We start from the raw sequence: 14,823 nt of genomic DNA, 5'->3' as shown, positions 1-14,823 counted from the left end.
CGTTCGGAGCGACGCGCGGGGGTCACGACCTCAGTAGGAAATGGTCGCCGAGGTGGCGGTGGTATCCACGGCGTAGTCGCACTGCACGTCCAGGCCGGAGCTGTCGATGTACGACACCCACGCCGGTGACGTCACCCGTTGCATGCGGTAGTCGTACACGCCGATCGACTCGAAGGTGATGCGGCGGTCGGGCGGATACTGGTCGCAACTGTCCACCGCATACACCTCCAGCGCGCCGCCCACCACCAGGTGCGTCCGGGAATTGATGTCGTAGGTGGTGCTGAGCCGCACGCTCTGGCCGCTGGTCACGTTGCGCGTGTCGACGTTCCAGTTCGCGCAGGGGCTGCCGTTGTTGCAGGTGGCATAGGTGTCGCCCACGATGCGGTCGCCGGCCTTGGCCGGGATGAAATCGCTGTACCACACCATGCCGTCCTGGCAGCAGTTCCAACTGCTCAGATCCCAGGTGTCGCTGTCGCCGCGGTAGCCCAGCACCGGTTGCAGGATGGTCGGGTCGTCGCTCTGCATCCCGGGGAAGAAGTACACCGTCTGCTGCGCCACGTTGGTCGGGTTCTGCGGCACCGTCCAACTGGCCACGATGCGGCCCATCTTGTTGCCGGTCACGTCGATGGCTGCTTGCACCCAGTCGTGGGTGATCGGCGGCGGCACCGCGCGGCGGGCGCTGGAGGCCGCCAGTGCGGCGTTGCCGCGGACTTGCCGGCCATCCACGCCGCGTCCGTCAGGTCGTACCCGGATACCGCTGGGCGTGAAGTTGTCCTGCGTGCAGGCCTGCGCCTGTTCGCGCACGCCGTCGGCGCGCTGCACGAGCCCGTCGCCCAGGATGCGTTCGTTGCGATGGACCTGGCGCACGCAGGCCGGCGCGAAGTAGCCGAAGGGCGTCTGGATGTAGTCGTCGGGGACGTCGGCGGGTTTGTGCGCGGCGCGCAGGGCGCCGGCCCGGGCCAGGCGCGCATCGGGCGCGGCGGTCTGCGCCAGCGCGCTCGCGCTGAGGCCGAACAGCGCCAGCATCAGCAGCAATGCGGCGCAGGCATGGTGGCGCGCGGTCCAGGAGGAGGTGCGGAGCTCGGAGTGCATGGAAGTTCGCCTTGTCGTGAGAATGCGGAATGCGTTCTCGGGAGGCCATCCGGCGCAGCGGCGCGGCGCGTTGCGGCGCCCACGGTCGCGGCGTGCCTCCCGCCTGCGAAGCGAGTGGGATGGGACGTGGCTGCGCTCGATAAAGGCCTGCGTGATTGCTGGGGAAGCGGCGACGATGGACCCAACGCGCAGCGCGCGCTTGTCGGATTTCCGCATGCCGCGCCGCGAATCCCGCATGGTGCGGGCGAGGGTGAACTGCTTCTCGGTCGCCGCCGCGATCTGGTTTGCGCTTCGTGTCGCGCGATGTAGACAAGTGGCGGTGCCGCGATTGACCACGCCGGGGCAGCCGGCGGCGCGCGGATGAGCGAAAATGCCCGCAACCCGCCGTTCCCGACGAGCGGCCCACGCTTTTTTCAGGAGATTGCCATGCGTCATGCCCTTCGTTCCCGCTGCGCCACGGGCGTGCGCCAATGACCTCGCCGTGGGGCAATCGCCCGCGCGGCGGCAATCCCCCCGCTCCCCCCGGCAGAGGGGCCGGGGGTGAGGGTGCGGCGTCCGCGACCAACCGCAGCGAACTGCGCCTGTACGGCCTCAACGCCGTGCGCGCGGTGTACGCGCGGCGCCCGGAGGCGATCCGCAAGCTGTACCTGAGCGAGGCGCGGATCCCGGCGCTGCAGCCGCTGCTGAAGTGGTGCGTGGCCAATCGGGTCGGCTACCGCGTGGTGGACGAGGCCGATCTGCACAAGCTCGCCGCCAGCAGCCACCACGAGGGCGTGGTCGCCGACGTGCTGCGCGTTGCGCCGCTGGCCTTGGCCGACTGGCTGCAGACGCTGGCGCCGGGACCGGTGGTGGCGCTGTGGCTGGATGGCGTCGGCAATCCGCACAACTTCGGCGCGATCCTGCGCTCGGCGGCGCATTTCGGCGTGGGCGCGATCCTGTTGCCGGAGCAGGCCGCGCTGGCGCTGTCCGGTGCCGCCGCACGCGTGGCCGAGGGCGGCGCCGAGGCGGTGCCGCTGGTGCGGCTGCCGCCGGCGATGCAGGCGCAGGCGCAATTGCGCGGCGCGGGCTTCGCCCTGGCGGCGACGCTGGTGGCCGGCGGCGACGATCTGTTCGCCACGGCCTTGCCGCAACGGCTTGTCTACGTGATGGGCGCCGAGAGCGACGGCATGGACCGCGACTTCGCGCAGGCCTGCGACCTGCGCCTGTCGATCCCGGGCAGCGGCGCGGTGGAAAGCCTCAACGTCGCCGCCGCCACGGCGGTATTGCTGGGGACCTGGCGCAGCCGGCATCCGCACGGATCCGCCGCGCGCTGAGCACGGCGTTACGCGTTGAGGACGGCCGGCATTTGGCTACGAAATAGTGTGCGCACGTGCCTGTTCGGGTTTGCGGGGCGACTGTCGGCGGCGTAGCGTGCAGGCGCGCCTCGTCGATGCGATCGCGCCCCGCGCGATGCGCGCCAGCGAGACCGCGCAGTCCTCCCCCGAAAGGGTCGTCGTCACTCCTGCGGAGATATCGCTCATGAAGCTGCTGTTCTCCATCAAGCACCTGCTGTCGTCGAAGAAGCCGCTGAAGTCGTACGCCTGGTACATCTGGTACTGAGCGCCCCTGTGCGTTGCCGCGCGCTTCGCGTGCGGCCGGCGCCCGGCGGAGACGCTGCGTCGGGCGCCGTTCCTCCAAGAGATTCGCGATGTCCGCCACCCCGGTCGACCGCGACGCGCGCGCCACGGTCTTCGCGCCGCGCCTGCAGGCATTGCTGCGCACGCATGTGGGACAGGAAGCCTTCCGCCTGGATGCCGACACGGTCGGCGTCGCCGGCGCCGCGCTGGGCGACCGCCTGCTCGCGGCGCGGCCCGCCACCGAGTACGAACGGCCGACCTTCAAGCCGCTGCACGGCCGTTCGATCGCGCGCAGCGAGGCCGCCAAGCTGATGCAGGCGATCGGTCGCGATGTACGCGAGGCGCTGAAGCGCCCGCCGCCGCCGACGCTCGACCTGTCCGGTCCCTGGCCGCATGTCGGCCATGTCTATCTGCGCGATCTGCTGCTCGGCGGCGACCCGTGGCGGCTGCGCCTGCTGATGGACCGCACCCTGGAACTGACGCCGCGCCTGACCTGGGCGATGATCGCCGCCGGCGCGCTCGCGCCGCTGGCGCCGGGCGCAGACGCCTCGGCGTTGGCCACGCTGCTGTCGGCGGCCGACGGCTACCGTGCACGCCGCGATGCGATGGGCCTGTACCGGCGCACCGCCGCCCCGGTGTGCTTCACCATTTCCACGCTGGTCGCCAATGCGCTGTGGCTGGGGTCGCCGTTCGACCCGCGCGTCTCCAACCGCAACCTGCTCTACGAATCCCTGCGCCTGCTGCCGCCGTCCTGGAACATCCTGCGCAACGCCTCGCCGGAATACGGTGCGCTGGATCCGCGCATCGGCGCCGCCGACGACGTGCTGGTGCTGCCCTTGCTCAGCCATCGCGATCCGGCGCTGTGGGAGAAGCCGGAGGCGTTCCGCCCGGAGCGCTGGGACGGCGTGGATCCCGATGCCTTGCCGGGCTACCTGCCGTTCGGGCATGCGTCCGAACGGTGCTGGGGCCGGCACATGGTCATGCCGCTGGCCGAGCGGCTGCTGGACCTGCTGCGCAACCAGGGGTTGGTGGCCGACCCGCGGCAACGCCGCGCCGACGTGCCGTTGACCGGCCTGCTGGGCGTCGCCCAGGTCGACGCGGTCCGGCACGCGCGCGCCTGAGCGGCAGCGCACGCGTCGCCGTCGCGATCAGCCCGCCGCAGGCGGCGCGGTGGACGCGCGCGTGACCAGGGTGTAGTCCAGCACCTGGTGGGTGCCGCGGCTGGGCAGGCCATCGCGGCGCTGGCGGATCTCGCCGAGCAGCAGCGTCACCGCCGCCCCGCCCATCGCCGCCACCGGCTGGTGGATGGTGGTCAGCTCCGGCCAGATCGTGGTCGCCACCGGTGTGTCGTCGAAGCCGGCGATGGACAGATCGTCCGGCACGCGCAGGCGCAACCCGTGCGCGATCGCCAGCGCCGCTGCGGCCATGTCGTCGTTGCTGCACAGGATCGCGCTGGGGCGCGGCGCGACCTGCAGCAGTGCGGTGGCCGCAAGCAGGCCGGAGCGGTAGGTGAACATGCCCTCGGCCACGCGCTCCGGCGCCACCGTCAGTCCGGCCCGGGCCATGGTGTCGAAGAAACCGCGGCTGCGCAGCGCGCTGGGCGTGTGGCCGGGATCGCCGCTGACAAAGCCGATGTCGCGGTGGCCCAGGTCGAGCAGGTGCTGGGTGAGCGCGCATGCGGCCGCGTAGTCGTCGATGCGCACCGAGCTGACCCCGGGCATCGGCGCGCCGGTGGCCACCGCCACCAGCGGGATGCCGCGCGCGTCCAGTTCGGCGATGGTCTGCCGCGCATCGCACAGCGGCGGCGGCAGGATCAGGCCATCGGCGCCGGCATCGAGCAGGCGTTCGGTGGCGGCGCGCTGGCTGTCGCTGTCTTCGCTCTTCTCCACCAGCACCTGGCAGCCTTCCAGGCTGCTCCGCTCGAGCACGCCGAGCATGAACTGGTTGAGGTAGGCCGCGCTGGGATTGCTGTACAGCACGCCGATGCGCGCCAGTCCTGCAGTGCGCAGCGAGCGGCCGGCGAGGTTGGGGCGGTAGCCGAGCGCCTGGATCGACGCCTCGACGCGCTCGCGCATGGTCGCGCTCACGCGCGGGTGGCGGTTGATCACGCGCGAAGCGGTCATCGGCGACACGCCCGCATGGCGGGCCACATCCAGCAACGTCACCGCTGAGCCCGCGCGGCGTTGCCGTATGCCCATCAAAGGTCCTGGCGCTGCTGCGGAAGGGAGCCCCTGCGCGCGTCCTGCGCAGGTCCGGTGCACTTTACTCCCTGGGCGGTTCCACTGTCTTGGCCTGGCTGCCGAAACCGCCATCGGCCTGCGCCGCCAGATACGCGAACACCGCATACGCGGCGACGTTCTGCGCCAGCGCCTTCGGGTCGATCTTGTCCAGGGTGTCGTCGGCGGTGTGATGCAAATCGAAGTAGTCGCTGCCGTCCTGCGCCAGCCACGCCCAGGCGCCGCCCTTGGCCGCGAGCGGACCGACATCCGGGCCGGGGCCGCCGGCATCGGGCGCATAGGCGATGCCGAGCGGCGCCAGCGCCTCGGCGATCTGCCGGGTCGCCTCGCGCGAGCCGGCGGCGTCGCCGGAGCCGGTGTTGAACGCGTAGATGCGGCCGGCGCCGAAGTCGCTCTCGGCGGCGATCTGGTGCCGCGCCACGTCCTTGGCATGCGCCTGCGCGTAGGCCTTGCCGCCGTACAATCCCTGCTCCTCGTTGGCGAAGGCGACCACGCGGATGCTGCGCTTGGGCGCCTGCTTGAGCTGGCCGATCAGATGCCCGGCGGCCATGCTGATGGCCACGCCGGCACCGTCGTCGACCGCGCCGGTGCCCAGGTCCCACGAATCCAGGTGCCCGCCGATCAGCACGACCTCGTTGGGCAGCGAGCGCCCGGTGATCTGCCCGATCACGTTGTAGGAGGTGGCGGTGCCGTCCCAGCCGCAGTCCAGCGCCAGGCGCAGGCGCACCGGGCCGCGCGCGAGCAGGCGCGTGAGTTGGTTGGCATCGGGCACCGACAGCGCCGCCGCCGGCACCGGCGTCAGTCCCTCGTCATAGCGGGTGATGCCGGTATGCGGCACGCGGTGCGAATCGGTGCCGGCCGAGCGCATCACGAAGCCGATGGCCCCCTTGCGGATCGCTTCCGACGGCCCCTTGCTGCGCACCGCGCCGCCATTGCCGTAGTCCTTGCCGTCGCGCGTGCGCAGCATCTGGTAATCGACGAAGGCGATCTTGCCGCGCAGCGCGTCCGCGGGCGCCGCCTGCAACGCGGCCAGGTCGGCAAAGCGCACCACCTCGGCCTCGACCGTGCCGCCGGGGCTGCCGCCCAACGCGGTGACGGTCAGCGGTTGCGCATGCGCGCCGAGCACCTGCGCGTGTTCGCTGCGTCGCTCCCACTTCGGGAAGGTCACCGGCTCGGTCCACACCTTGTCGAAACCCAGTGCCTTGAATTTCGCCGTGGCCCAGGCCACCGCGCGTGCATCGGCCTCGCTGCCGGCCAGGCGCGGGCCGATTTCGGTGGTCAGCGATTCGACCACCTTCCAGCCGGTGTCGTCGGCCAGCGCACGCTCGCGCAACGTCGCCGCATCGCGCAGCGCCGCCTCCGGAATGCGCGTGGCCTCGGCGGCGACGGCAGGGGAGGAGAGGCTCAGGACGGCAGCGATGACGACGGCGAGACGGCGCATGGAAGACTCCGCGGACAGGAACGGCGAGCTTAGCAGTGCCTCGCCGTCGTGCACGGCGCGGCCTCCATGCGAAGGCCGCGCCTGCCGTCGCGCTTACTCGGGGCGCGGCTCGTGCTTGAGCGAATCGCGGATCTCGCGCAGCAGCAGCACTTCTTCGCTCGGGGCCTTCGGCGCCGGCGGTTCCTTGCGCGCGATGCGGTTGATCGCCTTGACCAGCATGAAGATGGCGAAGGCCACGATCACGAACTGGATGATGGTGTTGAGGAAATCGCCGATGCCGATCACCACGGCCGGCACCGGCTTGCCCGCCGCGTCCACCGTGGCCGCCTTCAGCGTCCAGGCCCAACGCGAGAAATCCACGCCGCCCACGAGCAGTCCGATCGGCGGCATGATGATCTTCTCCACCAGCGCGGTGACGATCTTGCCGAACGCGGCGCCGAGCACCACGCCGACCGCCAGGTCCAGCACGTTGCCGCGCATGGCGAATTCCTTGAATTCGCGGATCATGCTCATCGGAACTCCTCTCTTGTCAGTGCGGGCCTGTCGCCGCGGCGCTAGCCTAGCGCAGTGACTGTGGTCGTCGGATCACGGCATGCGCACGGCGCGCGACCAGCGCATGGCTTCAGCCGACGATGCGGCCGTGCCGTTCGGCCACGTTCTCCAGGCGCGCGCTGAAGCGGTCGCCCGGGCGCAGCGCGGCCACGCCGGCCGGCGTGCCCATGAACACCAGGTCGCCGGCGCGCAGCGCGAACAGCTTGGACAGCTCGTGCAGGATCTCCGGCACGTTCCAGATCATCTGATCCAGCAGCGATTGCTGACGCACCTCGCCGTTGACTTCCAGCGACAGGTTCAGCGCCTCCAGCGCACCGACTTCGCCCGCTGGGATCAACTCACTGATCGGCGCGGACGCATCGAAGCCCTTGGCGATATCCCATGGCAGGCCCTTGGCCTTGGCGGCGGCCTGCAGGTCGCGACGGGTCAGGTCCAGGCCCACGCCGTAGGCCAGGATCAGCGCGTCGGCGCCTTCCACCGGCAGCACGCCGGCCGGCGCGTCCTGGCCCAGCGCCACCACCAGTTCCACCTCGTGGTGCAGGTCCTGGGTCGCGGAGGGGTAGGGGATGGCCTCGTCGCCGATCACCAGCGCATCGGCCGGTTTCATGAAGAAGGTCGGCTGGCCGCGCTCGGCCTTGGAGGCCGGCGCGCTGGCGCCCATCTCGCGCGCATGGTCGGCGAAGTTGCGGCCCACACAGTAGATGCGATGCACCGGAAACAGGCCCTGGCCGCGCACGGGAACGCGCGGAGCCTCGGCAGCGGCGAACAGGTCTTTCATGGGCATGCATCCAACGAGAAGGGGATGCAGCAGTCTACCGCGATGGGTTCAACCCAACTCCAACAGGCATACGGAATCCGCTTTTGCGATTCCCCAATCCCGATTCCCCATTCCCAGCCTTACAACGGCAACGCCGGCTTGCGCACCACCCGGTACTCGCCATCGACGACATGCCGGCGCGCGGTGGCCGGGCGCTTGCCGCGCTGGCTCAGCAGCTTCATGGCGATGCCGCCCAGGATCATTGCCGCACCCACGAACACGCTGACGAACACCAGCCCGGCCAGGATCGCCAGGCCCAGCAGGCCGACCGCCAGCTTGACCAGCGGATGGCGCGGCTTGCGCGGCGCGAAGACATGCCGGAATTGGTCGAAATTGAAGAGGCGAGCACGCATGGCAGAACTCTGTTTCAGTTTGAACCGAAGGGGCGCAGTATCGGCGCTGTTTTATGTGACGGAGTGAAAACTTCGTTAAGCGAAAAATTAACACTTTGCGTTCAACCGCTTGCATGTCCTCGCGGAGTGAAGCCGCGCGCCGGCGCGGGGCCCGCGCGTCCGTGCCAGAATTGCGGCCCCATCGCTGTGCGCGCCTGTAGCCCATGACCGACCCTTCCAACGTGCTGGCGTCGCTGCACGACCTCGTCCCCGGCGAACTGGCCGAGGCCGAGGCGCTGCTCGGCGGCGAGTCCGAATCGCTGCTGCTGTACCGCGAAGGCGACAGTGTGCGCGCGTGGTTGAACGTGTGCCCGCATGCCGGGCGCCGCCTGGACTGGGCGCCGGGGCAGTTCCTGAAGAGCCACGAGGGCCATGTGGTGTGCGCCGCGCACGGCGCCGCGTTCGACCTGCAGGACGGCCTGTGCGTGTCCGGCCCGTGCCGCGGCCAGAGCCTGCACGCGGTGCCGGTGGACGTGCAGGCAGGGCAGGTGGTGCTGGTCTAGGGCGTGTCATCCATCCTGCGAATGTCGCGCCGCGATTGCGCGCGCCCGGGGCGAGGAAGAACGGGGACGTCGACCTGCGTTCGCCCGAGCGGTGACGCAGCCACTGGCAGGCGCAACCACGGCTCTTCGCATTGGGCCTGGCAGGCGCGCGCTACAGCGCGTGCCACCAGCCCATCGACATCAGGTTGACCATCAGCACCACCACCAGGGTGTAGATCAGCGACAGTGGACCGCCGACGCGCCACAGTTCGCGCGGCTGGTAGTTGGCCGGGCCGGTGATCATCGAGATCACCGGATTGGACGCGGTCATCAGGTTGTTGGACGCCGACAGCGCCACGATCAGCGCGAACGCGGTGGGATTGCCGCCGGCCGCCAGCGCCAGGTTGACCGCGATCGGCACCATCACGATGGTCGCGCCGACGTGGCTGATCACCAGCGAGAACGCGGTGGTCAGCAGGCCCAGGGCGATCTCCAGCGCCCACACCGGGATGCCCTCGGGCAAGCGCGCGATGGTGTGGCCGGCGACCCAGGCCGCCGCGCCGCTGCTGTCCATCGCCCAGCCCAGCGGGATCAGCCCGGCCATCAGGAACACGGTCTTCCAGTTGATCGAGGCATAGGCCTCGTCCATGCGCAGCACGCCGGTCAGCAGCATGCCGGCCACGCCGGTCATCAGGGTCAGCGCCACCGGCAGCTTGGAGGTCAGCGCGATCAGGATGGTCAGGGCGAAGATCGTCATCGCGATCTTGAACTTGTGCGGGCGGTGCTCGCCCTTGGGGTAGTCGGTGACCACCACGAAATCGCGGCTTTCCGAGGCCTGCGCCAGGTCCTGCCAGATGCTGTGGAACACCAGCATGTCGCCGGCGCGCAGCGGCACCTTGCGCACGTCCTCGCGGATCACCTGCTTGTCGCGGTTGATCGCCAGCAGGCTGATGCCGGCCTGCTTGCGCAGCCGCAGCTCGGCCGCGCTCTTGCCGATGAACCGCGAGGTCGGCGGGATCACCGCCTCGGAGATGCCGGCGCGGCTGGGGTTGAACAGGTCGCCCAGGTTGCGCAGGCGCGAGGACAGGCGCAGGAACTGGTTCTGCGCGAAATCGGCGACCTGCTGGCGCGCGCCCATCACCCCGAGCACGCTGCCGACCCAGATGCGCATGTCCGCCGGCGGTGCCAGGCGGGTGTCGTTGCCGGTCTTCAGGGCCAGCAGCAGGGGGGCGTTGTGCACGGTCTCGGCCTCGCCGAGGGTCATGCCGACCAGCGGGCTGTCGGCGCTGACGATCAGCTCGAACACATCGCCCTCGATGCCGTAGGTGCGGGCGAAGTAGCTCTCGGTGCGCGCCGGGGTGACGCCGTCGTTGATCAGTCGCTCTTCTTCGGCCAGCGCCTTGTCGCCGCGCACGCGGAAGTAGATCAGCGAGGCCAGCAGCAGCGCCACGCCGATCGGCAGCGGCGCGAACATGCGCAGCGGCTCGATGGTGGCCATGCCCGAAGGCAGGTTGTTGTTGGCCGACTGCAGCAGATCGTTGAGCAGGATCAGCGGCGAGTTGCCGACCATGGTCAGTGCGCCGCCCATCACGATGGCCGCGGCGATCGGCAGCAGCAGCCGCTGCAGGGTCAGCCCGGTGCGCCCGGCCAGGCGCGAGGCCACCGGCAGGTACAGCGCCATCACCGAGGGGTTCTGCATGAACGAGGAATTGAGCCCGGCGATGGCGGTGGTCAGCAGCATCAGCCGCTCCTCGACCCCGCGCGCGCGCCGCAGCAGCCACGACGCCAGCCGGTTCAGCGCACCGGTGCGTTCCAGTCCGGCACCGAGGATGGTGGTGGCGATGATGCTCATCACCGCATTACCGGAGAAGCCGCTGAACAGCTCCTCCGGCGCGATCAGGCCGGTCACCCCGAGCACCACCAGCACCACCAGCGCCACCACGTCGGCGCGGATCCGCTCGAACACGAACATTGCCATGGTGAAGCCCACCAGCCCGAGCACGAGCTTCATATCGGTGGTCAGCGTCAGCGCGGTGTCCATGCGAGGCCGGGAATGGGGAATCGGGAATGGAGAATGGCAGAAGCGGCCGGTCGTCGCAGGTCGACGCTATCGGGGAGCGGCAGACGAGGGCGCTTCCGATTCCCCATTCCCCGTTCCCGATTCCCGGTCATACAGCAAATCCCACACCCCATGCCCCAGATTCTGGCCGCGGGTCTCGAAGTGGGTCTGCGGGCGCCAGTCCGGACGCGGCACGTGGCCGCGCGGGCCGGCGCGGTTGACCAGGCCGGGGGTGGCGTCGAGCACGTCCCACATCTGCTCGGCGTAGTCGGCCCAGTCGGTGGCGCAGTGCAGGCGGCCGCCGTCGCGCAGCTTGCGCACCAGCAGCGCGGCGAAGGCCGGCTGCAGCAGGCGCCGCTTGTTGTGGCGCTTCTTGTGCCAGGGGTCGGGGAAGTAGATGCGCACCTCGTCCAGGCTGCCGTCGGCGATCTCGTGCTGCAGCACCTCCACGGCATCGTGGTGGTACAGGCGCACGTGGTCGGCACCGTCCTCGGCCAGGGCGTTGAGCAGGCGGCCGACGCCCGGCGCGTGCACCTCGATGCCGATGTAGTCGCGGCTGGGGTCGTGCTGCGCGGCATGGCGCAAGGCGGCGCCGTTGCCGAAGCCGATCTCCAGCACCTTGGGCGCGCTGCGGCCGAAGGTGGCGTCCAGGTCGCGCGGCTGGCCGCTGTAAGCCAGGCCGAAACGCGGCCACAACGCATCGAACGCGCGCTGCTGGGCCGGGGTGAAGCGGCCCTGGCGCAGCACGAAGCTGCGTACCTGGCGGTGCCCTTCCTCGACGGTGAAGGGTTTCGGCGGGGTCTTGGCGCCGGCGCTGGAGAACGGGTCGGTCATGCCTGCGGCCTCACCCGATCAGTCCGTCGACCGGCGAGGAGGCGCTGGCGTAGCGCTTGCGCGGGATGCGCCCGGCCAGGAACGCCTCGCGGCCGGCTTCCACCGCCTTGCGCATGGCGCTGGCCATCAGCACCGGATTGCGCGCGCCGGCGATGGCGGTGTTCATCAGCACGCCGTCGCAGCCCAGCTCCATCGCGATCGCCGCGTCCGAGGCGGTGCCGACGCCGGCGTCGACGATGATCGGCACCTTGGCGTTGTCGATGATCTCCAGCAGGTTGTAGCGGTTCTGGATGCCCAGGCCGGAGCCGATCGGCGCGGCCAGCGGCATCACCGCCACGCAGCCGATCTCTTCCAGGCGCTTGGCCAGGATCGGGTCGTCGCTGGTATAGACCATCACCTCGAAGCCGTCGGCCACCAGCATTTCGGCCGCCTTGAGCGTCTGCACCACGTCCGGGAACAGGGTGCGCTGGTCGCCCAGCACTTCCAGCTTGGTCAGGTTGTGGCCGTCGAGCAGTTCGCGCGCCAGCCGGCAGGTGCGCACCGCATCCTCGGCGGTATAGCAGCCGGCGGTGTTGGGCAGGATGGTGTACTGCTCGGGCGGCAGCACGTCGAGCAGGTTGGGCTCGCCCGGGTTCTGGCCGATGTTGCTGCGGCGGATCGCCACGGTGACAATCTGCGCGGCGGCGGCCTCGGTGGCCAGGCGGGTCTGTTCGAGATCGGCGAACTTGCCGGTGCCGGTGAGCAGGCGCGAACGGTAGGGTTTGCCGGCGATCACCAGCGCATCGTGGGGGGCGGGAGCGTTCATCGGCGGATTATCGCCCATCGCACCGGCCCTGCCGAGTCCGCGCCGTGGCGCGCGGCGGCGCGATTCAGCCGCCGCCCAGCGCGTGCACGATCTCGACCCGGTCGCCGGCATGCAGTTCGTGTTCGGCGTGCGCGCCTCGCGGCACGATCTCGCCGTTGACCTCGACCGCCACCCGCCGCTGCCCCAGCCCCTCGGCCTGCAGCAGCGCGGCCACCGTGGTGGCCGGCGCCAGCGTGCATTGTCTGCCGTTCAATTCGATGTTCATGCCATCATTGTGCAATGCGCGCCCGCTGGCGTGCGAGTCGTGTTCTTGCGGCAGTGCAACGTGAGCGTGTCCGGCAGAGGTGAAATGATGCCGGCCATGCGGCGACGTATGGTGCGGCCGCACCTCGGTTTCGTTCCACTTCGTGTTCCATTTCTGCCCGGGAGGGCTTCCATGACTTCGTCCGTCCGTCCGCTCCGCTCGCTGCTCGCCGCCGCGATCGTGCTCGCCGCCGCGCCTGCGTTCGCGCAGTCCACCACCTACAGCCGCACCGTGTTCTTCGGCGACAGCCTGACCGACGCCGGCTATTACCGTCCGCTGCTGCCGGCCTCGGTGCAGGCGGTGACCGGCCAGTTCACCACCAACCCGGACTTCGTCTGGGCGCAGTACGTGGCCCAGTACTACGGCACCAACGCCGCCGCCAACGGCAACGGCCAGATCGGCGACGACTATGCCGCCGGCAATGCCCGCGTCGGCGTGGCCAACGCCAGCGCCCTGGGCGTGGCGCCGTCGCTGGCGACCCAGGCCAGCAACTACCTGGCCGCCAACGGCGGCAAGGCCGACCCGAATGCGCTGTACTCGGTGTGGGGCGGCGCCAACGACCTGTTCGCGATCGCCGGCGGTGCGCCGGTGCAGGCCACCATCGGCAATGCCGTGACCGCTGAAGTGGGCATCGTCGCCAGCCTGCAGAACGCCGGCGCGCGCTACGTCATGGTCAACAACCTGCCCGACGTCGGCATCACCCCGCGCTTCCGCGCCGGCGGCGCCGCGGCGATGGCGCAGGGCACCGCGCTGGCCACCGCCTACAACACCGCGCTGTTCTCCGGCCTCAAGAGCGCCGGGCTGCGGGTGATCCCGGTCGACACCTTCCACCTGCTGCAGGAAGTGGTGGCCAACCCGGGCACCTACGGCTTCAGCAACGTCACCGGCACCGCCTGCCAGCCGCAGATCACCGCGCAGTCGCTGACCTGCAACCCGACCAGCTACGTCAGCGCCGACGCGGCCGACACCTACGTGTTCGCCGACGGCGTGCATCCGACCGGCCGCACCCACGAACTGCTGGCGCAATACGCGCTGTCGATCCTGGAAGGCCCGCGCACCCAGCAGATCCTGACCCACTCGGCGCAGATGGTCGGCCGCTCGCGCGCCGACCAGGTCGCCTGGCACGTCGATGGCCGCCCGGAGGCGGACGGCGTGCGCTGGTGGGGCAACCTGCGTGGCGACATGCAGCGCTACCAGCACGGCGACCTGTACGACGGCATGGCGCCGGCCGGCCTGTTCGGCGTGGACTGGTCGCGCGGCGAGTGGGTGTTCGGCGGCTTCGGCGGCTTCGGTCGCACCGATGCCGACTTCGGCAACCGCGGTGGCGACTACACCCAGGACGACAGCACCCTGGGCGGCTTCGCCGGCTGGTACGGCGAGCATGCCTGGGTCAACGCCCAGGTCAGCTACACCTGGCTGAGCTACGACGTCACCCGCAAGGTCAACCTCGGCCCGGCCACCATCGAGCACAAGGGCTCGCCGGACGGCAGCAACCTGACCGCGGCGCTGCAGGGCGGCTACGAGTTCGGCGAAGGCAGCTTCAAGCACGGCCCGGTGGCCGCGGCGATCTGGCAGAAGGTCAAGCTCGACGGCTACACCGAGAGCAACCCCAACTCCAGCGCGCTGGGCTACAGCGACCGCGACGTCGAGTCGATGGTCGGCCGCATCGGCTGGAAGGCCAGCATCGACGCCGGCACGGTGAAGCCGTACCTGCAGGCCACCTACGACCACGAGTTCAAGAAGAACCAGGAAGCCACCGCGTGGCTGCAGACCATGTCCGACCTGGGCGAGTACGCGGTGCCGGGCATCGACTTCGACCGCAACTACGCGTCGGTGGTGCTGGGCGCGCGGACCAAGCTGTGGGGCTTTGAGAGCAACGTCGGCATCGCCACCACCACCGGCCAGTCGCGCGCGCACGACACCTCGCTGTTCGTGAACTTCGGCGGCAGCTTCTAAGCACTGCCCGACGTCACCCGCCTTGCCCGGCTGCGAGCCGGGCAGGGTAGGGCGAGCGATGTACCGTATAGGGGCAGCAATGCCTGTTGTGGGAGGGGCTTCAGCCCCGACGGCTCAGAGTGCGAGCCGTCGGGACTGAAGCCCCTTTCGCATTTGCCGGCTCATGATCGCCGGCTGCTTCGGCACCATGGCGCGCTGCAGCCCGCATCGCGCCGATTTCTTGCGCAACCCCCGTC

14 protein-coding genes and 1 pseudogene are annotated in these 14,823 nt (G+C 70.2%); 5 read left to right on the top strand and 10 right to left on the bottom strand.

Annotated features, from left to right (window positions below; all coding sequences use genetic code 11):
* Positions 1-30: 30 nt before the first annotated feature.
* The gene (locus Q7W82_RS18135; protein ID WP_242161002.1) at positions 31-1,092 is read right to left on the bottom strand and encodes a hypothetical protein; all 1,062 of its coding nucleotides are present in this window, start codon (positions 1,090-1,092) and stop codon (positions 31-33) included.
* A gap of 470 nt (positions 1,093-1,562) precedes the next feature.
* Here Q7W82_RS18135 and Q7W82_RS18130 point away from each other — a divergent pair, with 470 nt between their 5' ends.
* From Q7W82_RS18130 to Q7W82_RS18120, 3 genes and pseudogenes are all read left to right on the top strand, one after another.
* Positions 1,563-2,405: a TrmH family RNA methyltransferase gene (locus tag Q7W82_RS18130; RefSeq protein ID WP_242161003.1), complete on the top strand. Its 843-nt coding sequence runs from the start codon at positions 1,563-1,565 to the stop codon at positions 2,403-2,405.
* Positions 2,406-2,601: 196 nt separating this feature from the next.
* Positions 2,602-2,691, top strand: coding sequence for a tryptorubin family RiPP precursor (locus Q7W82_RS18125; protein ID WP_017911958.1), 90 nt, complete (start codon positions 2,602-2,604; stop codon positions 2,689-2,691).
* 328 nt (positions 2,692-3,019) lie between these two features.
* Positions 3,020-3,625, top strand: a pseudogene (locus Q7W82_RS18120) (cytochrome P450); the annotation flags it as partial.
* Positions 3,626-3,856: 231 nt separating this feature from the next.
* Here Q7W82_RS18120 and Q7W82_RS18115 read toward each other — a convergent pair.
* The 5 genes from Q7W82_RS18115 to Q7W82_RS18095 form a co-directional block, all read right to left on the bottom strand.
* Positions 3,857-4,909, bottom strand: coding sequence for a LacI family DNA-binding transcriptional regulator (locus Q7W82_RS18115; protein ID WP_242161004.1), 1,053 nt, complete (start codon positions 4,907-4,909; stop codon positions 3,857-3,859).
* 61 nt (positions 4,910-4,970) lie between these two features.
* Entirely contained in the window at positions 4,971-6,386 is a 1,416-nt protein-coding gene (locus Q7W82_RS18110) for a M28 family peptidase (protein ID WP_242161005.1), read from the bottom strand.
* 93 nt (positions 6,387-6,479) lie between these two features.
* Complete coding sequence (gene mscL, locus Q7W82_RS18105; RefSeq protein ID WP_019798175.1) at positions 6,480-6,899, bottom strand: large-conductance mechanosensitive channel protein MscL; 420 nt, start codon at positions 6,897-6,899, stop codon at positions 6,480-6,482.
* Between the two features lie 109 nt (positions 6,900-7,008).
* A complete protein-coding gene (locus tag Q7W82_RS18100; RefSeq protein WP_242161006.1) occupies positions 7,009-7,716 on the bottom strand; it encodes a fumarylacetoacetate hydrolase family protein in 708 nt (235 codons plus the stop codon).
* Positions 7,717-7,835: 119 nt separating this feature from the next.
* Positions 7,836-8,108 (bottom strand): hypothetical protein, encoded by a 273-nt coding sequence (locus Q7W82_RS18095; protein WP_017910413.1) that lies wholly within the window; start codon positions 8,106-8,108, stop codon positions 7,836-7,838.
* Positions 8,109-8,311: 203 nt separating this feature from the next.
* Here Q7W82_RS18095 and Q7W82_RS18090 point away from each other — a divergent pair, with 203 nt between their 5' ends.
* Complete coding sequence (locus Q7W82_RS18090; RefSeq protein ID WP_242161007.1) at positions 8,312-8,650, top strand: Rieske (2Fe-2S) protein; 339 nt, start codon at positions 8,312-8,314, stop codon at positions 8,648-8,650.
* Positions 8,651-8,801: 151 nt separating this feature from the next.
* On the opposite strand, the gene Q7W82_RS18085 is transcribed toward Q7W82_RS18090, so the two are convergent.
* From Q7W82_RS18085 to thiS, 4 genes are all read right to left on the bottom strand, one after another.
* A complete protein-coding gene (locus tag Q7W82_RS18085) occupies positions 8,802-10,670 on the bottom strand; it encodes an SLC13 family permease (RefSeq protein ID WP_019796679.1) in 1,869 nt (622 codons plus the stop codon).
* Between the two features lie 66 nt (positions 10,671-10,736).
* Positions 10,737-11,522, bottom strand: a complete 786-nt coding sequence (trmB, locus tag Q7W82_RS18080; RefSeq protein WP_242161008.1) for a tRNA (guanosine(46)-N7)-methyltransferase TrmB — start codon at positions 11,520-11,522, stop codon at positions 10,737-10,739.
* Positions 11,523-11,532: 10 nt separating this feature from the next.
* Positions 11,533-12,327 (bottom strand): thiazole synthase, encoded by a 795-nt coding sequence (locus Q7W82_RS18075; RefSeq protein ID WP_019796478.1) that lies wholly within the window; start codon positions 12,325-12,327, stop codon positions 11,533-11,535.
* A gap of 64 nt (positions 12,328-12,391) precedes the next feature.
* Positions 12,392-12,592 carry a sulfur carrier protein ThiS gene (gene thiS, locus Q7W82_RS18070; RefSeq protein ID WP_017914741.1) on the bottom strand — a complete coding sequence of 67 codons (201 nt, stop codon included), beginning with the start codon at positions 12,590-12,592 and terminating at the stop codon, positions 12,392-12,394.
* Positions 12,593-12,763: 171 nt separating this feature from the next.
* Here thiS and Q7W82_RS18065 point away from each other — a divergent pair, with 171 nt between their 5' ends.
* Positions 12,764-14,587: an autotransporter domain-containing protein gene (locus Q7W82_RS18065; protein WP_242161009.1), complete on the top strand. Its 1,824-nt coding sequence runs from the start codon at positions 12,764-12,766 to the stop codon at positions 14,585-14,587.
* Positions 14,588-14,823 lie beyond the last annotated feature (236 nt).

It is taken from the genome of Xanthomonas indica, assembly GCF_040529045.1.
Taxonomy (GTDB): domain Bacteria; phylum Pseudomonadota; class Gammaproteobacteria; order Xanthomonadales; family Xanthomonadaceae; genus Xanthomonas_A; species Xanthomonas_A indica.
Note: the sequence above shows the minus strand (reverse complement) of the source record. Positions and strands in the feature narration are given on the sequence as shown.